Consider the following 20,442-nt stretch of genomic DNA (forward strand, 5'->3'; position numbering starts at 1 on the left):
CAGACCAGATCTTTACCTTCGCTCTCGACGGTCGGCGCCTGCGCGCGCAGCGCCCGAGGTCAGGACCGGCGGTTCTCCTCGCCGGCGATGTTGACCAGCCAGGCGATGCCGAACCGGTCCACCAGCATGCCGAACTCATCGCCCCACATCTGCTTCTCCAGCGGCACCGTGACCCGGCCACCGTCGGCGAGCTTCTGGAACCAGCCGCGCAGGTTGTCGGCGTCGTCGCCGCTGAGGCTGATGCTGATGTTGTCGCCCGGCTTGTGCTCCATCCCCTGCGGCGTGTCGGACGCCATCAGCGTGAAGCCGTCAGGCGTCTCGAGCTGGGCGTGCATGATCTTGGCGGCGTCCGGCCCGTCCGCCGCGCCGTACTCGCCGAAGGTGTTGCTGTGCAGCTCGCCGCCGAGGACGGCCTGGTAGAAGTCCATCGCCTCCTTGGCCTGCCCGTCGAAGGAGATGTACGGGTTGAGTCGGCTGGTCATGGGCGAGCTCCTTCGGGTCGGTCGGCGGCTTCTCTCGGAGGCTAGACCTGCGCCCCGACACCCACCAGACCCTCGCGGTGTGCGCCGTCGCGTCCGTACGGTGGTGGGCACGCCCACGGGAAAGGACGACCATGACCAGCACCGACTCCCCTGACCAGAGCGACACCGAGGACGCCTACGACGTGATCGTCGTCGGCGCCGGACCGGTCGGCGAGAACCTCGCCGGTCGTACGGCCGCCGCCGGGCTGCGTACGGTGATCGTCGAGTCCGAGCTGGTCGGCGGCGAGTGCTCGTACTGGGCGTGCATGCCCAGTAAGACACTGCTGCGCAGCGGCCATGCCCTGCGCGCCGCCGAACGCGTCGCCGGCTCGGCCGAGGCGGTCCGTGGGCCGCTCGATGTCGAGAAGGTGCTGAGGCGTCGGGACGAGTTCATCCACGACCTCGACGACAGCAGCCAGGTGGAGTGGGTCGAGGACGCCGGGATCACCCTCGTGCGCGGCGTCGGCCGGCTGGTCGGCGAGCGCACGGTGGCGGTGCGTGACCGCGACGGGTCCGGCGAACGCGTCCTCACTGCGCGGCAGGCGGTCGCGCTGGCGACCGGGTCGCGCGCGAACCTCCCGCCGCTGGACGGCCTGGACGACGTCGCACCATGGACCAGCCGGGAGATCACCAACGCCAAGGCCGCGCCCCGGCGCCTGGTCATCGTCGGCGGTGGCGTCGTCGCCGTCGAGATGGCGCAGGCGTGGTCGTGGCTGGGCAGCGAAGTGACCCTCGTCGTCCGCGGCCAGGCGGTGCTGGAGCGCAACGAGCCGTTCGTCGGCGAGGCCGTCCTGGCGGCGCTGCGCAACGACGGCATCACCGTCCTGCTCGGGCGCGAGTCCACGTCGGTGACCCGCGACGGCGACGGGCCGCGCACGCTGACACTCGACGACGGCAGCACGCTCACCTGCGACGAGCTCGTCATCGCCACCGGCCGCAAGCCGCGCACCGACGACCTCGGCCTGGACGTCGTCGGGCTGAAGGACGGCGACTACGTCGAGGTCGACGACACCCTGCGCACGCCCGGGACGCCCTGGCTGTACGCGGTCGGCGACGTCAACGGGCGGGCGCTGCTCACGCACCAGGGCAAGTACCAGGCCCGGATCGCCTCGGACGCCATCGTGGCGCGCGCCCGCGGAGAGGAGGTGCCCTACACCGCCGTCGCCGATCACCGCGCGGTGCCGCAGGTCGTCTTCACCGACCCCGAGGTGGCCGCCGTCGGGCTGACCTTGCAGGAGGCCAAGGACGCCGGGCGCTCCTGCCGGATGGTCGAGTACGACCTGGGCTCGGTCGCGGGTGCGGCCGTGCAGGCGGACGGCTACACGGGCAAGGTCGCGCTCGTCGTCGACGAGGACGCGCAGACCGTGATCGGTGCGACGTTCGTCGGCCAGGACGTCGCCGAGATGCTGCAGGCCGCGACCATCGTGGTGGCCGCGGAGGTGCCGCTGTCGGCGCTGCGGCACGCCGTCCCCGCGTACCCGACGATGAGCGAGGTCTGGCTACGGCTGATGGAGGAGCTCGGCCAGTGACGTCCTCGGCCGGGTGCTGCCCGGCATGACCTCGGAGGTCATCGACCGCGTGAGCTCCCTCCGGGGAGAGTTCTCGTCATCAGCCGAGAGCGACTCTCCTGAAAGGGGATCCACGATGAACGACCTCGTCACCTCGTACCTCTCCACCTGGAACGAGCAGGACGTCGACGCCCGCGCGAAGATGCTCGCAGACCACTGGGCCGACAACGCCTCGTACACCGACCCGCTGGCGGAGGCGGCCGGCCGCGACGCGATCTCGGCCACCATCGGCGCGGTGCACGAGCAGTTCCCGGGCTTCGTGTTCACGCCGGTCGGTGACGCCGACGGCCACCACCGGCAGACGCGGTTCCAGTGGGGCCTCGGCCCGGAGGGCGCTGAGCCGGTCGTGGTCGGGTTCGACGTGGTCGTGACCAACGACCAGGGCCGCATCGAGACCGTGCTCGGTTTCCTCGACCGCGTCCCACCCACGAGCTGAGTGCGCGCCATCACGCTGGTTGAGCCCGCGCCATCACGCTGGTTGAGCCCGCGCCATCACGCTGGTTGGGCCGGTCGAGCCGCTAGGCGAGACCGTGTCGAAACCCGGTGCCGTACGGGGAGAGTCTCCCTGTGCGGCACCGGGTTTCGACTCGGGCCTCGGCTGGCGCCTCGTCCCGGCTCAACCGGCGGTGGGGGCCGGCTCAACCGGCGGTGTGGGCCGGCTCGTCCGGCGGTGTGGGCCGGCTCGACCGGCGGTGTGGGCCGGCTCGTCCGGCGATCGGGTCAGGGGCGGGGGTGCTCGTGGTAGGCCTTCGGGAGCTTCATGCCGCGCGAGGCCATCAGGTCGCGGACCTTGTTCGGGTAGTTCGTGATGATGCCGTCGACGCCCCAGTCCATCAGCTGCGCGATCGTCGGCAGGTCGTCGCACGTCCACGGCACGACCTTCAGGCCGCGCGCGTGCGCCCGCTGGATCATCGACCGGTCGGAGTAGAACCGGAAGCCGGGCTGGCCGATCTTCCCGTCCTGCGGGAAGCCGTAGTTCGGCGACAGCGTGGTCACGCCCTCGATGGAGTCGGCCGCCGCGACGAAGTCACCGCCGAAGTCGTCAGCGTCGATGCCGCCGAGCCAGGGTGACGCCCCGGGCTTGCCGACCTGCAGGAAGTCGTAGTTCGTCAGTGCTACCAACGGGATTCGCGGTGCGAGCCGGTGCATCAGCATCAGCGAGCCCCAGTCGAACGACTGGATGGTCACCTGCTTCTGCAGACCGGAGCGCGCGATCTCGTCGTACACGCGGGTGACGAAGACGTCGCGCGGCGCGGTCTGCTCGGGGGCACCCGCCTCGACCTTGGTCTCGATGTTGAGGGTGACGCCGTACGCCCGGTGCCGCTTCACGACGGCGAACACGTCCTTCAGCTCGGCCATCCGCACGCCGGGCACGACCTCCTGCTCGGGGAAGCCCGGCAGCTGCTGGAAGCCGCAGTTCATCGTCTTGATCTGGGCGAGCGTGAGGTCCTTGACGTACTTCCCGACGTACGGGAACTGCGGGTCCCCCGGCGTGACCGGGGCCGTGTCCTGGCACTTGGTGCCCGAGACCTGGCGGTCGTGGGTGACGACGACCTTGCGGTCCTTGGTGACCTGGGTGTCGAGCTCGAGCGTCGTCACGCCCAGCTCCAGCGCCTTGGCGAAGCCCTGCGGGGTCTCCTCGGTCGTCATGCCGATGCCGCCGCGGTGGGCCTGCAGGTCGAAGTGGTTCTTCGTCGGCGGCCCGTACGAGCGTGCGTCGGCCGGTGCCGCAGAGGCGGTGGCGGTGGTCGCGGCGAGCAGCGCGGTGGCTCCGGCCGCGGCGAGTGCGGTGAGGGTACGTCGCACGGTGATCTCCTCCTCGAGACGGTGGTCCTTCCGACGCTAGGAGCGTCCGGCCAACTGCGGGTGACCACGACGCGACGAGTTCCCGGCGGTGCTGTGTCACCGAGAGGCCCACCTCTCAGCGAGCGGACCGTCGATCCAGCGCGGAACGGTGGGCCGGTCGGCGAAAGGTGGGCCTCTCGGCGGGGGAAAGGCGCTCAGGGGGCGCCGCGGCGGCCGTGCGAGCGAGGCGGGTCGTACCCACCCTCGGGCGGCACCATCTCGGCCCGTACGCCGAGCAGCCGGATCGGGCGGTCGTCCTCCATCTTCAGCAGCAGGGCGAGGGCGGTGTCCGCGATGACCGCGGGGTCGTACGTCGGCTCGGCCAGCTTCCGGACGCGCGTCACCGTGAAGAACGGCGCGAACCGGACCTTGAGGTGGACGCGGATGCACGGCCGGTCCTCCGCGCGGATGGCCTCGACCACCTGCTCGGCCAGCACCCGGACGGCCGCCGCGATCTCCTCGGGCGTCACGAGATTCTGCTGGTACGTCGTCTCGTGGCCGTGGGCGCGAGCGACCCAGGGCGTGTCGTCGACCGTCGTCGCACCCAGGCCCCGGCCGAGACGGCCGATGTGCGGCCCGGTGTTGGGTCCGAACTCCGCCACCAGCGGCTCGTCCGGAGCGGCCGCGAGCTCGGCGACCGTACGGATCCCGAGCGCCGCCAGCCGCTCGGCGATGCGCTTGCCGACGCCCCACAGCGCCGTGGTCGGCCGGTGCCCCATCACCTCCAGCCAGTTGTCCCGGGTGAGCCGGAAGATGCCGCGCGGCTTGCCGAAGTCGGTGGCGTTCTTGGCGCGGACCGTCGTGTCGCCGATGCCGACCGAGCAGTGCAGGTCGGTGGCAGCCAGCACGGCCGCCTGGATCGCCCGCGCGGTCGCCTCGACGTCGTCGCTGTCGATGCCGACGAAGGCCTCGTCCCAGCCGAGCAGCTGGACGGTCGCCCCCGGGAAGTCGCGCAAGGTCTGCATCACCTGGGCCGAGGCCGCCTCGTACACCGGGAAGTCCACGGGGAGGAAGACGGCGTCGGGGCACCTGCGGACGGCGGCCTTGAGCGGCATGCCGGAGCGGATGCCGAACTCCCGCGCCTCGTACGACGCCGTGGACACCACGGCCCGCTCGGTGGGGTCGCCGCGCCCGCCGACCACGACCGGCAGACCGACGAGCTCGGGTCGGCGCAGCAGCTCGACGGCGGCGAGGAACTGGTCCATGTCGACGTGCAGCACCCAGCGCGTCATGCGCCCATCCTGACCGGGTACACCGACGGCGGCCAAGGACCTGCTCGGAAGGGGTGTGGTGGCGCAGAAATCAGGGTATGAACGACGGAGCGACACCGTGCGGTGCCGTGTCGATCTCCTCAAGGAGGCACATCCATGAGCGACACCTTCGACCCTGAGAACTCTGACAACCCGACCACCGGCGGCGGCGACAGCGGCGGCTTCGGCGGCGGCTCCGAAGGCCCGGCCGACGGCGGAGCCGACCCGGGCACCCACGACGGCGGCGCCGATGGTGGCGCCGGCGGCGACAGCGGCGGCTTCGGCGGCGGCGCCGAGGGCCCCGCTGACGGCGGAGCCGACCCGGCCACCCACGACGGCGGCGCCGACGGTGGTGCCGGCGGTGGCGGTGGCGGTGGCGGTGGCGGCTTCGGTGACGACACCGGTGCAGCCGGCGGTGCCGGTGCCGGCGGCGCAGCAGGTGGCGGTGGCGGCCTTGCCGGTGACTCCGAGGGCGGCCTGGCCAGCGGCCAGGAGGGCCCCGCTGACGGCGGAGCCGACCCGGGCACCCACGACGGCGGCGCCGACGGTGGTGCCGGTGGTGGCGCCGGCGGCGACAGCGGCGGCTTCGGCGGCGGCAGTGGCGACGGCTCGGAAGGCCCCGCGGACGGCGGAGCCGACCCCGGCACCCACGACGGCGGCGCCGACGGTGGTGCCGGCGACCAGCTCTGAGTCACCGACCGCATGACCGACAGCATCACGAGCCGGGCGTCCGCGACATCACGCGGGCGCCCGGCTCTGCCTGCCCTGGTGGCCGTGCCCGACGACGTCTTCGCCGGCACGTACTGGGGTCTGGAACCACTGATCTCCCGCAGCGCCGACCTCCCCGGCGAGCTCGGCAATCTGTTCGACGTCGCCGCCGTGGACGAGCTCGTCTCCCGGCGCGGCCTGCGCGCGCCGTTCCTGCGCGTCGCCAAGGACGGGCGGACGTACGGCGACCGCGAGTTCACGGCCGGCGGCGGGGTGGGCGCGGCGATCGCCGACCAGGTCAGCGACGACAAGCTGCTGCGTCTGTTCGCGGATGGCGCGACCCTCGTGCTGCAGGGCCTCCACCGCACCTGGCCGGCCCTGATCGACTTCACCCAGCGCCTCTCCGGCGAGCTGGGGCACCCGGTGCAGACGAACGCGTACATCACGCCGTCGCAGAACACCGGGTTCGACGACCACTACGACGTGCACGACGTGTTCGTCGTCCAGGTGGCGGGCGAGAAGCGCTGGCGCATCAGACCTCCGGTGCACCGCTGGCCGCTGCGCGACGAGCCGTGGACGGCGCATCGTGACGCCGTTCGCACCGCGGCCGCCGAGCCACCGATGCTCGAGCTCACCCTGCAGCCGGGCGACTGCCTCTACCTGCCGCGGGGGTACCTGCACTCCGCGACCGCGCTCGGCGGTGTCAGCACCCACCTGACCATCGGCGTCCACGTCTGGACCCGCCGGCACCTCGCCGACGAGCTCGCGACCCTCGCGCTCACCCGCGCGAGCCGGGACCCGGCGCTGCGGGTCTCGCTCCCGGCGTACGCCGACGTCACCCGCGGCGGCGAGCTGCGCGACGACGTCGACCTCGCGCGCGCTGCGCTGATCCGGGCGCTGGAGTCCCTGGACGCCGACGACGTGGCCGCCGCACTGGGCCGCCGCGTGCGAGACGCCCAGCGGCCGGAGCCGGTGTCGCCGGTCGCGCAGACCGAGGCCGCGGCAGCGCTCTCCGGGGACGCGACTCTGCGGCTCCGGGAGCACCTGGTGGCCCGCATCGAGGAGGCGCCGGACGGCAGCGCGCTGGTCCGCAGCCGGGCCGGCGACCTGCGCCTGGCCGCTGACGATGTGCCCGGGGTCCGACGACTGCTGGACCACGGCAGCGCCGGGGTGGCCGACCTCGGGCTCGACCTCGCCCGACGGCTGCTGCTGACCGGGCTCGCGCTGCCGGGCGACCCGGCCTGACCCGCGGGGGGCGCCGGCATCCCTGCGGGTCCGCCCGCTCAGGCGGCGTCGAGCATCCCCGGCCACAACGCCACGAGCCGCTGGACCTCCTCCTCCGACAACGTCACCCCGTGCTCGCGCAGCAGCGCCGGCAGGTCCTCGGCCGCCACATCCGTACGCGTGGTGGGCCGCCCTGGGACCCGCGTGGTCAGGCCCTCCGGGGAGACGGTGGTGTGCCGGTTGTCGCCGTGGCGAGCCAGGATCAGCCGCTGGGTGAAGTGCGAGCCCGGGAACGTGCTGGTGAAGTGGTGGCCCATCACCAGGTCGACCGGCCGGACCGGGACCTCGTCGGTGGTGTGCATGCGCTGCCACTCCTCGTCCCGAAAGCGTTCCAGCCGCCACGCCGCGCCGGCCCCGCCCTCGTCGATCCGCTGCACCCGGTACGCCCACCCGTCCCGGTCGTCCTGCGCGCCGTGCTCGAGAAGGATCGGACGTAGCAGGCTCATCCCGAACCCGGGGTCGCACAGGTAGCGCCGGCCCTCGATGGTCACGACGACCGTCATGTGCGTCCGGCCGGCCGTCCCGGGGTCGCCGACACGGCCGAGGTGGCGCTCGACGTCGTACCCCAGGCGCTCCAGGACCGCGGCGAACAGGGTGCCGTGCTCGAAGCAGTAGCCGCCCCGCCCCCGCTCGACGAACTTCTCCGCGACCGCGCCGAGCTGGACACCCGGATGCTGGCGCAGCAGCACGTCGATGTTCTCGAACGGGAAGGTGCGCACGTGCGCGGTGTGCAGCTCGTCCAGGGCCTCGATGCTCGGCCGGCGCGCCGCCAGTCCGGTGCGCGCGAGGTAGGCGGGCAGGTCGAGCTCGTCGAGGTGCCATCGGTCGTCGGTCATGCCCGTCATCGTGCGACCTCCACTCGCCTTGAGGTCAAGCCCGAGCGGCCGGGATCGTCGAGCGAGCGCGGAGCGCGGAGCATCGCCACGTCAGACTCCGGTGGCACCGTCGATGCGCTCGCGGAGCAGATCCGCGTGCCCGTTGTGGCGCGCGTACTCCTCGATCAGGTGTACGTACACCCAGCGCAGTGTCACCCGCGCCCCCATGAACGGCACCGTCTGCGAGGCAGCACGGCCCGAGCACGCCGCCCGCGACGCGGCCACCTCCGTCCGCCAGGTGCCCAGCGCGCCCGTGAGCGTCGCGCCGTCGGCGACCTCGAAGCCGCCCTCGTGGTCGGACGGGTCGGCCTTCGGGCCGTAGAGGGGTTCGAGGCTCTCCCCCGCCACGAGCACCCGGAACCACGTCCGCTCCACCTCGGACAGGTGCTGCACCAGGCCCACGAGCGTCAGCGGCGACGGTGGTACGGACGCGGTCGCGGCCTGGGCGTCGTCCAGCCCGGCGCACTTGGCCTCGAGGGTGCTGCGATGGAAGTCGAGCCAGCCCTCCAGCGTGGCGATCTCGTCGGCGTCGAGGGGTGGCATCGGTCTCTCGGTGGTCACGCTGCGGAATCGTGCCAGCCGACTCCGACATCGGCGGCGCTCGGCGACCGGGCCCGGCTCAGGCGTCCAGAGCCACCACCTCGACATCGGTGTGCCCGAAGTCGTCGCCGACGAACAGGAGCGGCTCGCGGCTCGACCGGGCGAGGGCGTACGCGAAGCAGTCGCCGTAGTTCAGCCGAGCCGAGTGGCCGCTCCCGCGTCCGAAGTCGCGGTACGCCGCACGGGCCACGTCGGCGTCCGCCGGTGTCACCGCCACGACGGTGACGCCCCACGCATCGAGCAGCTGGTCGACGCGGCGGGACAGGGACGGGTCGCGGCGAGAGTCGACGACGGCGCCGAGCTCGACGTAGGTGGCGGCTGACATCTTCGGGGACGGAGCCGACCGGAGAGCTTCCTCCAGCACCTGCCAGCCCGGCTCGGCGTTAAGGATGGCGACCACTGCAGAGGTGTCGACGATCACCGCGGCAGGCCCGCGTCGTCGTACAACCCCTCGCTCACCAGCGGGCCTTCGACGGCCACTCGTCGCTGCACCTCGGAAAGGAGCACGTCGATCCGAGCGCCGCCGCCCACCCCCTCGGGGCCGAGACCGGCAAGCAGCCGCTCGAGCGCCGTCTCGATGACGCCCGTCTGCGTCTGACCGGTGCGCCGAGCGGCCTCCTGCGCCAGCGCGTGCACGCGCTCGTTCTTGATGTTCAGTCCCATGGGTAGCACTCTACCTGTTCCGGGTACCTTTCTACCCTAGCCGTGCACTCCGGCGCCGTGCACCCCGATGTCGGGTCCGGCTGCCCGGCTCCGACATCCGGGTGAGGGGGCCACGTCCGGCCCGCCAGGACACGAAGGAGTCGACCATGACCGACCGCGAGACCACCCTGCTCCTCGGCGCGCTGCGCAGCCAGCGCGAGCACGTCGTCACCATGGTCGACGGCCTGGACGACGAGCAGGCGCGCCGACCGGTGCTGCCGTCCGGCTGGAGCTGTCTGGGGCTGCTCAAGCACCTGGCCCACTCCGACGAGCACTACTGGTTCGCCTGCGTCGTGGGCGGCGAACCGGTGGACGGGTCGCTGTGCGCGGACGGCGCCGACTGGCGGGTCGGCGACGACAGCACGCTCGCCGACCTGGTCGCGCTCTACCGCGAGCACGGCGCCCGCGCGGACACCGTCCTCGCCGCCACGACCCTCGACGCGCCGCCCGCGTACACCGACCCCGCGTGGGAGACGTGGGGCATGGGCTTCCCGGACGTGCGCTCCGTCGTCCTGCACGTCATCACCGAGACCGCCGTCCACGCCGGTCACCTCGACGCGACGCGCGAGCTGATCGACGGTCGCCAGTGGGTGACGCTGTAGCGGCGGTACGGTCGCGGGCACGGGTTCGTCCAGCGGGAGGAGTTGCGGTGCCGAGCGTCGGTCGTGCTGTCCAGTCAGCGATCTACCGGGCCGGCGTCTTCGGCCACCGCCCGACGGTGCCCGTCGAGCCGGCCGCGCTGGAGGCCGCCGCTCGCAAGGCGATGAGCCCGCGCTCCTGGTCCTACGTCGCGGGCAGCGCCGGACAGCAGCGGACGGCCGCCGCCAACACGGCCGCGTTCGGCCGGCACCAGATCGTCCCGCGGATGCTGGTCGACGTGGAGGAGCGCGACCTCACCACCGAGCTGTTCGGACGGACGCTGCCGGCGCCGCTGCTGCTCGCGCCGATCGGCGTCCTGGAGATGGCGCACCGCGAGGCCGAGCACGCCGTCGCATCGGCCGCGCGGGCGCTCGGCCTCCCGATGATCGTGTCGACGCAGGCGTCGGTGCCGATGGAGGACGTCGCGGCCGACCTGGGCGCGAGTCCGATGTGGTACCAGCTGTACTGGTCGCGCGACGACGAGCTCGCGGAGTCGTTCGTGCGCCGCGCCGAGGCCGCCGGGGCGCAGGCGCTCGTCGTCACGCTCGACACCCATCTGCTCGGATGGCGTACACGAGACCTCGACCTCGCGTACCTGCCGTTCGCCCAGGGGCAGGGCCTCGCGCAGTACACCAGCGACCCGGTGTTCCAGCGGATGACTCGTGAACGCGCGAATCAGCCTCGTACCGAACGTGATCCGCGCCCGACGCCGGCAGCGGTCCGGTCGGTTCTGTCGCAGGCCCGGCGCTTCCCCGGCGACGTGCGCACCAACCTGCGCTCGGGGCTGCCGCGGGCGGCGGTCGAGACGTTCCTCGACACCTTCTCCCGGTCGTCACTCACCTGGGACGACCTGGCGCGGCTGCGCGAGTGGACGTCGCTGCCCATCGTGCTCAAGGGACTCCAGCACGCCGACGACGCCCGGCTCGCGCTGGAGCACGGCGTCGACGGCATCGTCGTGTCCAACCACGGCGGCCGTCAGGTCGACGGCGCGATCGCCTCGCTCGACGCCCTGCCCGGCATCGTCGACGCGGTGGACGGGCGCGTCCCGGTGCTGTTCGACAGCGGCGTCCGCAGCGGAGCCGACGCGTTCATCGCGCTCGCCCTGGGCGCGGACGCGGTGCTGCTCGGCCGGCCCTGGGTGTACGGCCTCGCGCTCGCCGGCGCGCACGGCGCCCAGGCGGTGCTGGAGCACGTGCTGGCCGAGCTCGACCTGACGATGGGCCTCGCCGGCGTCCGGTCCGTCGCCGACATCACCCGCGAGACCCTGGCCACCCCCACCGCTGGTTGAGCCGGGCGAGGGCAGGCTCAACCAGCGAAGCGCGCGGCTTGGCGGGTCAGGCGATGGCTTCGGCGGGGGTGATGGCGGCCAGGTCGAACGCCTCGCCGACCGGCGGGCAGGTGATGCTGCCCGCGTGCGTGTTCAGACCGAGGGCCAGCGCCGCGTCCGCCCGCATCGCGTCCCGCCAACCCTGGTTTGCCAGGCGCACCGCGTACGGCAGGGTCGCGTTGGTCAGCGCCCACGTCGAGGTGTTCGGGACGGCGCCGGGCATGTTGGCGACGCAGTAGAACGTCGACTCGTGCACCCGGAACGTCGGGTCGGCGTGCGTGGTCGGGCGGGTGTCCTCGAAGCAGCCACCCTGGTCGACGGCGATGTCGACCAGCACCGAGCCGGGCTTCATCCGCGAGACCAGCTCGTTGCTGACCAGCTTGGGCGCCTTGGCCCCCGGGATCAAGACGGCACCGATGACCATGTCCGCCGCCATGACCTCCTGCTCGACCGCGAGCCGCGACGACGCGAGCCCGTGGACGCGGTTGTTGTACCGCCAGAAGCTCATCCGCAGCTTGTCCAGGTCGGTGTCGAGGATCGTGACGTCCGCGCCCATGCCGAGCGCGATGTTCGCGGCGTTCTGGCCGGCGACGCCGCCGCCGAGGACGACGATCTTGGCGTTGGCCACGCCGCCGACGCCACCCATCAGCACACCGCGGCCGCCCTGGGCCTTCATCAGCGAGTGCGCGCCGACCTGCGGGGCGAGGCAGCCGGCGACCTCGGACATCGGGTACAGCAGCGGCAGCAGACCGGACGGCAGCTGCACGGTCTCGTACGCGATCGCGGTCGTGCCGGTCTCGACGAGCTTCTCGGTGAGCGGGCGATCGGCGGCCAGGTGCAGGTAGGTGAAGAGGATGAGGTCGTCACGCAGCCGGTGGTACTCCTCCTCGACCGGCTCCTTGACCTTCATCACCATCTCCGCCTCGCCCCAGACGTCGTCGGCGGTGTCGACGATCCGGGCGCCCTGGGCGACGTACTCCTCGTCGCTGATGGACGAGCCGGTGCCGGCGCCCTTCTGGACCAGGACCTCGTGTCCGTGGGAGACGAGCTCGTGCACGCCGACGGCGGTGATGCCGACGCGGAACTCGTTGTTCTTGACCTCGGTGGGTACACCAATGCGCATGTGATGACGGTAACTCTCCACCGATTTCGTCGTCGAACGGGTGCGGTGCTCGATATGCGCCTCGTCCGCCGAGCCCAGGGAATTCGACGTGATGCACGTCACATCGCAGGGCTACGCGTCGGTAGCATCGGGATCCCGGTTCCCCCGGCCGGGCATCCCCCAAGGAGATCCTGTGAAGTCCTGGACACCCCGTAGTGCCGCCGCCGCGGTCGCCCTCTCCGCAGCAGTCGTCGGCGTCGCCGCCCCCGCCGGACCCGCGTCCGCGTCCGTCGTCGAGCGCCCGCAGACCCTCGCTGCCAACAACCCGGCGCGGAACGGTCCGTACGCGTACACGAGCACGACGGTCAGCGACGCCGCGACCCCCGGCTTCGGTGCGGCGACGATCTACTACCCGACATCGACCACCGGCACGGTCGGTGGCGTCGCGATCTCGCCCGGCTTCACCGAGAGCCAGTCGGCGATCAGCTGGTTGGGGCCGCGACTGGCCTCGCACGGCTTCGTCGTCATCACGTTCAACACCAACTCCGGCCTCGACAACCCCGACTCGCGGGGCGCCCAGCTGCTCGCCGCTCTCGACTACCTGACCGGCACCAGCGCGGTGAAGTCGAAGGTCGACCCCTCCCGCCTGGCGGTCATGGGCCACTCGATGGGTGGCGGCGGCACGCTCGCCGCGGCGAAGTCGCGCCCCTCACTCAAGGCGGCGATCCCGCTGGCGCCGTGGCACACCGACAAGACCTGGCCGGAGGTCACCACCCCGACCCTGATCGTCGGCGCGGAGAACGACACCATCGCGCCGGTGGCCGACCACGCCGAGCCGTTCTACACCAGCCTTCCCGCGAACGCGGAGCACGCCTACCTCGAGCTCAACAACGCGAGCCACAGCGCCACCAACAGCGACAACCCGGCGACGTCCGTCCAGTCCGTCTCGTGGCTGAAGCACTTCGTCAACGGCGACACGAGCTACGACTCCTACCTGTGCCCCGGCCCCGCGCCGAGCTCGACCGTCGAGGAGTACCGCTCCACCTGCCCGTTCTGAGCCACGGCTCCCCCGCATCCGCACCGACGACAGATCCGACCCTCGGGCTCTGCCGTTGCCGACGGATGCGGGTTACGGTGAAGAGTATGAGCGACGCGACGCGTCCCCGGTCCCGACGACTGCTCGCCTCGGCGGGTGCGGCCATGATGGCCGTCACGTTGGCCGGATCCGCGCCTCATGCCTCCGCCTCGTCCCCGGACCTCGCGGCTGCCGCGTCCGTCCAGACGGTCGTGAGCTCGCTGAACATCCCGTGGGACGTCAGCTTCTTCCGGAACGGCGACATGCTCTTCACCGAGCGCGGTGGCCGGATCGTGCTGCGCACGGCGGCGGGCAACCGGACCATCAAGGCCCCGATGTCCGACCTGTACGTCGCGAGCGAGGGCGGCCTGATGGGCCTGGTGGTCGACCCGACCACGGTCCACAGCTACTTCTACACGTGCCAGACCTACAAGTCGGGCGGCAATCCGGTCGACGTCCGCATCATCCAGTGGAAGCTGTCCGCCGACGGCACGTCCGCCGCGCGGCAACGGGTCGTGGTCTCCGGGCTGCCGCTCACGTCCGGACGGCACTCCGGCTGCCGGCTGCGGTTCACCCCCGGCTACCGCCTGAACGCCGGCACCGGTGACGCGGCAACGGGCGTGAACCCGCAGAACCTCGACAACCTGGGCGGCAAGACGCTGCGGATGGACCCGCGCGGCCCCGTCCCGAGCGACAACCCGTACGCGGGCGCGACGACGAGCCGCCGGTGGGTCAGCAGCTACGGCCACCGCAACGTGCAGGGCCTGGACGTGCGGCCGGGCACGTCCCAGCTGTGGAGCCAGGAGCAGGGCACCACGCGTGACGACGAGACGAACGCCATCGTCTCCGGCGGCAACTACGGCTACGACCCGGTCCCGGGTTACAACGAGTCGGTCCCGATGACCGACACGACCAAGTTCCCGAACGCGATCCGGGCACGCTGGTCCTCCGGCTCCTCGACGGTCGCGACGTCCGGCATCACGTTCCTGCGTGGGTCCGGGTGGGGCCGCTGGAACGGCGCACTGGCGGTCGCCGAGCTCAAGGGCCAGGGCGTCCGGGTGCTGACGCTGAACTCCTCCGGCCAGGTCACCCGCCAGGAGCAGCTGCCCGCCCTCGACAACACCTACGGCCGGATCCGTACGGTGCAGAGCGGCCCCGGCGGTGCGCTGTACGTGACCACGTCCAACGGCAGCAACGACAAGGTGCTGCGCCTGCCGCCGTACGCCCCGCCCGCCTGACCGGACGCCCCGCGTCAGGTCGCGGGGTTCGCCAGCTCGGCCTCGGACCGCAGGATGCAGAACTCGTTGCCCTCCGGGTCGGCGAGGACCACCCAGCCGGTGCCCGGCCCGTCGGTGCCGCGCAGGTCGGCCACCTGGGTCGCCCCGGCCGCGAGCACCCGCTCGACCTCCTCGTCGCGGGTTCCCTCGGTCGGTCGCAGGTCGAGGTGGATGCGGTTCTTGACCTGCTTGGTGTCAGGTACCTCGATGAAGAGCAGCCGGTGGCCGGTCTCGGGGTGCTCGATCATGCACTCCTCGTGACCGGGCGCGTTCGGGTCGTCGGGCAGGTCCCGGTAGCCGAGCAGCCGCTTCCACCACTCGGAGAGCTCGTACGCGTCACGGCTGTCGATCGTGGTGTGCGAGATGAAGGACGTCATGGCCACACCCTGGCGCAGGACGTCAGCGCGCAGGTGGCGCTTCCCGCAACCGGAACCATCGGGCCGCGCGCCGGCGGCCGTCGTCGGTGAGCACGCTCCACGGGTGCGGCTCGCCGCCCTGGTCCCGGATCGCGCGGTCGAGGAAGTCGCGCAGCAACCAGACGTCCGCCGGCCGGGAGGTCGGGGTGACGTCGAGGGTGGCGTCGAGACGGTCGGTGGTGAGGTCGAGCGCGCTCGCGACCGCCTGCCGGTCGAGCCCGCTGAGCTCGAGGTTGGCCCGCAGCTCGCGGCGCGTGCGCTCACGCTCGTCGTGGTCGAGTGACATGGAGCCTCCCGGGGTCCCCTCCAGTCTGCCCCCTGGGCCGCCGGATCGTGTACGGGACCTGGGCTCTGGACCTGTGACCGAAGGTGCGCAGGAGCGCACCTTTCAGCACCGGTCCACCCGACCGATCAGCGCAGTCGGACCGCGAGCTGGCCGTTGTCGAGGAGCTTGGTCTCGAGGAGGTCGTCGTGGTCCTCGACGAACGCCCGGAACGAGCTGAAGCCCAGCGACTTCTCCTTGAACGTGGAGTCCAGCCGCTGCATCTGGCTCTTCACGCTGGAGGAGTGCTGCCAGCCGTCGTCGCTCTTCTCCGCGCCGACCGCGACCGCCCGGCGCAGGAGTGCGGTCGCCTGGGCGGCCTTGCTGGTGGACGACTTGCGCGCCGGGGCGGTCTTGACCTTCGCGGCCTTCTTGGCGGGCGCCTTCGTCGTGGACCTCGCGTCCGACGCCGGCGCGGGCTCCTCGGGCGCGGCCTCGTCCGCGACCTCTGCGGCCTCGGTCACCCCGGGCAGGTCGCCGTAGGAGCTGAAGTCGTCGCACGCCGCGACCAGCGCACGACTGGTCGAGCCGGCGACCCCGATCCCGACGACGTACCGGCCCATCCGCTTGCAGCGCTGCGCGAGGGCGATGTAGTCGGAGTCGCCGCCGACCACGACGACGTGGGTGATGTCCGCGTGCTGGAACAGGTCGTCGATGGCGTCGATCGACAACCGGATGTCGGCGCCGTTCTTGGTGCCCGACGTGGCGAACAGCTGCACCAGGTCCACGGCCCGGTCGGTCAGCTGCCGCTGGTAGGCGGCATTCGCTGGCACCGACCAGTCGGCGTACGCCCGCGTCAGCGCGACCGTCCCGAACGAGGAGGCGTAGTCGATGATCGCGCCCAGGTCGACCTCCGCATCGGCGAGCCGGCGGGAGACGTCGCCGTCCGAGCCGTCGCCCGGTGCGTGCCGCCGGGCCTCGTCGCGCCGCCACCGGCCGCTGCCGTGGACGGCGTCGTAGCGGGAGATGACCATGTTGTCGAAGTCGATGTACACAGCAACCCGCGCACTCATGCCCCGACCCTAGCCAGCCCGGGCGTCACCGGTCACCGGGCGGTGACTCGCGCGCGGCCTCGACCCCGCGCACGCCGAGCCGGTACGCGACGCGCGCCGCCTCCTGGCGGCCCGAGACGTCGAGCTTGCGCAGGATGTTGGACACGTGGACGCTGGCGGTCTTGGTGCTGATGAACAGCTCCTCGCCGATCTCCCGGTTGGTCCGCCCCTCGGCGAGACCGGCCAGCACCTCCAGCTCGCGCTCGGTCAGGCCGTACCGCCGCAGACCGGCCGGTGTCCCGTCCGCGTCGGGAGCGGCCACCCCCGTGGACGGGGTCCCGCCCACGGCGGGCGCCTCGTCCGCTGCCGGCAGATCGATCCGGTGCCACGCCGCCAGGCGGACCAGCTCCTCGCTGACGCGGACCATCCCCAGCCGCACCGCCCCGTCGTACGCCGCGCGCAGGGCCGCGATCGCCGCGCCGTCGACGCCCGTGTCCAGCCGCGCCTCGGCCGCCCGCCACCGCGCGTACAGCGCCCGCAACGGCTGGCCCACCGCGTCCCAGGCGGCGACCGCGGTGTCCCACAGCGCGGGGTCGGAGCGATGGGAGAACCGGGCGTGCTCGGCCGCGAACCACGCCGCGTACGCCGCACTTTCGGGTCGCGCGCCGATGCGGTCCATCGCGTCCAGGAGGGGCGCGACGCGACGGTCCAGCGCTCGCTGCGAGCCTCGGTCGCGGTGCGCCTCCGCCTGGTCGGCGAGCGCGCGCATGCCCAGGGCGGCCAGCTCGTCGCCGAAACCCTCCTCGTCACCGCCGGCGATCAGGTCGAGTCCGTCGATCACCGCGTCGTACGCGGCTGCCGGGCGCCCCGCCCAGAGCTCGATGAGGGCCGTCAGCTCGTGGACGTCCCGCAGCCAGGCGTCCGGCGCACCCTCGGCCTCGACGACGGCGCGCGCCCGCCCGCACTGGTCCCACGCCGCCCGCAGGTCACCGCGCAGGACGGCGATGCGGGCGGACTGCATGAGCCCCGGCGCGGCCATGATCCCCCGGACGCGCCGTGCCTGCGGGTCGTCCAGCAGCGCCTGAGCCTCGTCCAGCCGACCGAGGGTGATGAGCGCCTCGCCGGTGTTGGCGCGCAGCAGGTTGCCCCGCTGGGCCGACAGCCCGACGCGGGCGACCGCGGCCATCCCGGCGCGACCGACGTCCACGACCTCGTCCCACCGGCCGGCGAGGCCGAGGACGTGGCTGAGGTTGACGTACGCCGTACCGATGTCGTGCGGCTCGCCGACCTCCTCGGCGATGGCGAGAGCCTCGCGCTGGTGGGCCACGCCGTCGTCGGTGCGTCCGCGGGCGGCCGCGGCCAGCCCGAGCGCGCTCTGCAGCCGGCCCTCCTCACGACGGGCACCGGTGGCGCGGGCGAGGCGCAGACCGTCCTCACCCCACTCCTGCGCCTCCTCGAGCCGTGACCAGGCGCCCGCGAGCAGCGCCAGCCCGGCGTGGACCCGGGCCGCGAGCACGCTCACCTCGCCCTCGGGCAGGGCCGCGCGCGCCTGCCGGAACCAGTGCTCCGCCCGCGGACCGCTCCCCGCCAGGTAGGCGTACGTCCCGAGCCGCTCGCAGAGCTCGGCCTGCTGAGCCGGTTCGGCGGCGAGGGCCAGAGCGGCCTCCCCCAGCCGCTCCGCCTCGCGGGTGTCGCCGGTGAGTGCCGCCGCCTCGGCCGCGCGGCTCAGCAGCCGCATCGGGTCGTGGTCGGACGGCCACCGTTGCGCCAGCTCGGCAGCGCGCCCGAACCACACCTGGGCGTCCGCGAACGCGTACACGCACTCGGCCGTCCGACCGGCCTCCACGGCCGCGTCCAGCGCCCGCTCCTCCTCGCCGGAGCGCAGCCAGTGCCGGGCGAGCTCCGCCGCGCGGACGTCCGCGGGCTCCGGCGAGGCAACGCCGGCGCGCGACCTCTCCAGCGCCGACGCCGCAGCGAGGTGCAGACGCGTCCGCTCGGTCGGCAGCAGGCCGCCGTACACGACCTCCTCGAACGCCGGGTGCCGGAAACCGACCCGCTGCTCGTCGCGCAGCTCCAGCACGTGCTGCTCCAGGGCGGGGCGCAGCGCCTGCTCGGCGTCCTCGACACCGACGTGGAGCGTGTCCGCGAGTCGTTCCAGCGGCACCGACCGACCGTGCACCGCGAGCGCGCTCAGCAGTGACCGCGACCCCTCGGGCAGGGCGTCGACCCGGGCGGCGAGCAGCTCCTGCAGCGTGACGGGCAGGGCGAGGTCCTCGCCGGCGCCGCGCAGCACGAGCTGCTCGATGAACAGCGGGTTGCCCGCGGACCGGGAGAGGGTCGAGTCGAGCAGGGTCGGATCGGGGTGACCGCCGGTCAGCGAGGCCACCAGCCGCGCGGTCTCCTCGGCGTCCAGGCGGTCCAGCCCGATGCGCCGGGTGATGTCCAGCCGCCCGACCTCGGCCGCCCAGCCTGCGAGCGCCGAGCCGGGGGTGACGGCGTCGTCCCGGTACGTCCCGACCACGAGCACCCGCTCGGTGCTCATGTTCACCGCGAGGTAGCGCAGCAGGTCCAGCGTCGACCGGTCGGCCCAGTGCAGGTCCTCGACGAGGTGCAGCACCGGTGCGCTCGCCCCCAGCCGGTCGATGAGGGACAGCACGGCCTGGAACAGCGCAGCCTGGCTCGCCCGCTCCGCCTCCTCGGCGTCGGCGACACCCGTCACGAGCCGCGCGAGCGCCGCGGACCGCGTGAGCTCCTGGCGTACGACGCCGTGCCCGCGCAGCCGCCGCAGCCCTTGCCGCAAGGGCGCGTACGGCAGTGGCTCGCCGGCCATCGGGACGCAGGCCCCGGCGAGCAGGGTGGGCTCGTACCGGGCGACGACCTCGCGCAGCAGGCGCGTCTTGCCGACCCCCGTCTCACCCGTGAGGAGCACCAGGCACGGCGCACCGTCCCCGGCGAGCCGCAGCAGGGCGCCCAGCTCGTCGAGGACGTCCGTCCGCCCGACGAGGCCGGTCGACGCCACCTCGGCCATGGCCCCAGCATGGCCCGGCTAAGGCGTCCGGGGCCACATCTGAGGTAGGCGACCGATGTGCGGGGTCCGGTGGCGTTCCTAGCGTCGCTGCATCGCTCGAACCCGTCACGAAAGGACACCAGCGATGCGACTCACGACCAGACCCCGACGACGCACGACCGTGACCGCCGTGGTCGCCGCCATGGCGATCGTCGGCCTCACCGCACCCGCGGTCCTCGCCGTCGCCGAGCCCGGCACGCCCGCCAAGGACGTGCACATCGGCCTCGACAACGACAACGCGGCGAACACCTTCGTCCAGCCGCCCGGCGTCACGGCCAAGCAGCACATGGACAGCACCGACGTGCTGCTCGGCCGCGGCAACGACGACCTGCTGATCGGGAACCTCGGCGGCGACACGCTCCTCGGCGGCACCGGGGACGACATCGAGATCGGCGGCCCGGAGAACTTCGCCGCACCCAACAGCGACGTGATCGTCGGCGACCGCGGCAACGACATCAACATCTGGGCGCCCGGCGACGGCAGCGACGCGTTCCTCGGCCAGGAGGGCTTCGACACCATGGTCTTCGCCCCCTTCCAGAAGAACGCCGACGGCTCGCTGAAGCTCGAGCGACGGCTGCACCGCGCGGTGCCGCGCGTCGACATCGGGGGCAAGGCGCCGTTCAGCTGCGACATCGTCCGGGTGCCGAAGGAGCAGCGGCTGGGCTTCCAGTTCCTGGTCCGGTTCAACGTCAACGGCGTTCCTGCCGTGACGGTCAGGCAGAAGGACGTCGAGCGCGTCTTCTGCCCCAGCCCGGAGACCGGCATGGCCCGGGTCGCCGACCTCACCACCCGCTACCCGTCGTTCCGCACCGTCCCGCTGAACCGGGTGGGCGGCGTCACCGGCGCGATCCTCGCTCCGGCGGGCTGAGAGG

General features: G+C 72.7%; 21 protein-coding genes. 9 read left to right on the forward strand and 12 right to left on the reverse strand.

What is annotated here, in order from left to right:
- Positions 1–59 precede the first annotated feature (59 nt).
- Entirely contained in the window at positions 60–482 is a 423-nt protein-coding gene (locus P4R38_RS17820) for a VOC family protein (RefSeq protein WP_277193339.1), read from the reverse strand.
- A 131-nt stretch (positions 483–613) separates the two neighbouring features.
- On the opposite strand from P4R38_RS17820, the gene P4R38_RS17825 reads away from it, so the two are divergent.
- Complete coding sequence (locus P4R38_RS17825; RefSeq protein WP_277193340.1) at positions 614–2,050, forward strand: dihydrolipoyl dehydrogenase family protein; 1,437 nt, start codon at positions 614–616, stop codon at positions 2,048–2,050.
- Between the two features lie 115 nt (positions 2,051–2,165).
- Complete coding sequence (locus tag P4R38_RS17830) at positions 2,166–2,525, forward strand: nuclear transport factor 2 family protein (RefSeq protein WP_277193341.1); 360 nt, start codon at positions 2,166–2,168, stop codon at positions 2,523–2,525.
- Between the two features lie 284 nt (positions 2,526–2,809).
- On the opposite strand, the gene P4R38_RS17835 is transcribed toward P4R38_RS17830, so the two are convergent.
- Positions 2,810–3,895 (reverse strand): glycerophosphodiester phosphodiesterase family protein, encoded by a 1,086-nt coding sequence (locus P4R38_RS17835; RefSeq protein ID WP_277193342.1) that lies wholly within the window; start codon positions 3,893–3,895, stop codon positions 2,810–2,812.
- 194 nt (positions 3,896–4,089) lie between these two features.
- The gene (locus P4R38_RS17840) at positions 4,090–5,166 is read right to left on the reverse strand and encodes a DNA polymerase IV (RefSeq protein WP_277193343.1); all 1,077 of its coding nucleotides are present in this window, start codon (positions 5,164–5,166) and stop codon (positions 4,090–4,092) included.
- A gap of 135 nt (positions 5,167–5,301) precedes the next feature.
- Between P4R38_RS17840 and P4R38_RS17845 the strand changes: the two genes are divergently transcribed.
- Positions 5,302–5,874, forward strand: coding sequence for a hypothetical protein (locus tag P4R38_RS17845; RefSeq protein WP_277193344.1), 573 nt, complete (start codon positions 5,302–5,304; stop codon positions 5,872–5,874).
- 12 nt (positions 5,875–5,886) lie between these two features.
- Positions 5,887–7,137, forward strand: a complete 1,251-nt coding sequence (locus P4R38_RS17850) for a cupin domain-containing protein (RefSeq protein ID WP_277193345.1) — start codon at positions 5,887–5,889, stop codon at positions 7,135–7,137.
- A 38-nt stretch (positions 7,138–7,175) separates the two neighbouring features.
- Here the strand turns inward: P4R38_RS17850 and P4R38_RS17855 are convergent, their stop codons facing one another.
- From P4R38_RS17855 to P4R38_RS17870, 4 genes are all read right to left on the reverse strand, one after another.
- Entirely contained in the window at positions 7,176–8,012 is an 837-nt protein-coding gene (locus P4R38_RS17855; protein ID WP_277193346.1) for an arylamine N-acetyltransferase family protein, read from the reverse strand.
- A 90-nt stretch (positions 8,013–8,102) separates the two neighbouring features.
- Complete coding sequence (locus P4R38_RS17860; RefSeq protein WP_277193347.1) at positions 8,103–8,612, reverse strand: DinB family protein; 510 nt, start codon at positions 8,610–8,612, stop codon at positions 8,103–8,105.
- 58 nt (positions 8,613–8,670) lie between these two features.
- Positions 8,671–9,051 (reverse strand): type II toxin-antitoxin system VapC family toxin, encoded by a 381-nt coding sequence (locus tag P4R38_RS17865; protein WP_277193348.1) that lies wholly within the window; start codon positions 9,049–9,051, stop codon positions 8,671–8,673.
- Positions 9,052–9,068: 17 nt separating this feature from the next.
- Positions 9,069–9,314: a type II toxin-antitoxin system VapB family antitoxin gene (locus tag P4R38_RS17870; protein WP_275237180.1), complete on the reverse strand. Its 246-nt coding sequence runs from the start codon at positions 9,312–9,314 to the stop codon at positions 9,069–9,071.
- A 146-nt stretch (positions 9,315–9,460) separates the two neighbouring features.
- On the opposite strand from P4R38_RS17870, the gene P4R38_RS17875 reads away from it, so the two are divergent.
- Both P4R38_RS17875 and P4R38_RS17880 read left to right on the forward strand, forming a co-directional pair.
- Entirely contained in the window at positions 9,461–9,955 is a 495-nt protein-coding gene (locus P4R38_RS17875; RefSeq protein WP_277193349.1) for a DinB family protein, read from the forward strand.
- A 47-nt stretch (positions 9,956–10,002) separates the two neighbouring features.
- Positions 10,003–11,280 (forward strand): lactate 2-monooxygenase, encoded by a 1,278-nt coding sequence (locus P4R38_RS17880; RefSeq protein WP_277193350.1) that lies wholly within the window; start codon positions 10,003–10,005, stop codon positions 11,278–11,280.
- 46 nt (positions 11,281–11,326) lie between these two features.
- Here the strand turns inward: P4R38_RS17880 and ald are convergent, their stop codons facing one another.
- Positions 11,327–12,442, reverse strand: coding sequence for an alanine dehydrogenase (gene ald, locus P4R38_RS17885; protein WP_277193351.1), 1,116 nt, complete (start codon positions 12,440–12,442; stop codon positions 11,327–11,329).
- Between the two features lie 172 nt (positions 12,443–12,614).
- Here ald and P4R38_RS17890 point away from each other — a divergent pair, with 172 nt between their 5' ends.
- Together P4R38_RS17890 and P4R38_RS17895 are read left to right on the forward strand one after the other, a co-directional pair.
- Positions 12,615–13,478 carry an alpha/beta hydrolase family protein gene (locus P4R38_RS17890; protein WP_277193352.1) on the forward strand — a complete coding sequence of 288 codons (864 nt, stop codon included), beginning with the start codon at positions 12,615–12,617 and terminating at the stop codon, positions 13,476–13,478.
- Positions 13,479–13,564: 86 nt separating this feature from the next.
- On the forward strand, positions 13,565–14,734 hold the full coding sequence (locus P4R38_RS17895; protein ID WP_277193353.1) for a PQQ-dependent sugar dehydrogenase: 1,170 nt from the start codon (positions 13,565–13,567) through the stop codon (positions 14,732–14,734).
- Positions 14,735–14,748: 14 nt separating this feature from the next.
- Here the strand turns inward: P4R38_RS17895 and P4R38_RS17900 are convergent, their stop codons facing one another.
- The 4 genes from P4R38_RS17900 to P4R38_RS17915 form a co-directional block, all read right to left on the reverse strand.
- A complete protein-coding gene (locus P4R38_RS17900) occupies positions 14,749–15,150 on the reverse strand; it encodes a VOC family protein (RefSeq protein WP_277193354.1) in 402 nt (133 codons plus the stop codon).
- 22 nt (positions 15,151–15,172) lie between these two features.
- Positions 15,173–15,475, reverse strand: coding sequence for a DUF2316 family protein (locus tag P4R38_RS17905; protein WP_277193355.1), 303 nt, complete (start codon positions 15,473–15,475; stop codon positions 15,173–15,175).
- 125 nt (positions 15,476–15,600) lie between these two features.
- Positions 15,601–16,524 (reverse strand): NYN domain-containing protein, encoded by a 924-nt coding sequence (locus P4R38_RS17910; RefSeq protein ID WP_277193356.1) that lies wholly within the window; start codon positions 16,522–16,524, stop codon positions 15,601–15,603.
- 25 nt (positions 16,525–16,549) lie between these two features.
- Positions 16,550–19,531 (reverse strand): helix-turn-helix transcriptional regulator, encoded by a 2,982-nt coding sequence (locus tag P4R38_RS17915; RefSeq protein ID WP_277193357.1) that lies wholly within the window; start codon positions 19,529–19,531, stop codon positions 16,550–16,552.
- 124 nt (positions 19,532–19,655) lie between these two features.
- Here P4R38_RS17915 and P4R38_RS17920 point away from each other — a divergent pair, with 124 nt between their 5' ends.
- Positions 19,656–20,438: a hypothetical protein gene (locus P4R38_RS17920; protein WP_277193358.1), complete on the forward strand. Its 783-nt coding sequence runs from the start codon at positions 19,656–19,658 to the stop codon at positions 20,436–20,438.
- Positions 20,439–20,442: the final 4 nt, after the last annotated feature.

Origin of the sequence: Luteipulveratus flavus, from assembly GCF_029439465.1 — a bacterium.
Lineage (GTDB): Bacteria > Actinomycetota > Actinomycetes > Actinomycetales > Dermatophilaceae > Luteipulveratus > Luteipulveratus flavus.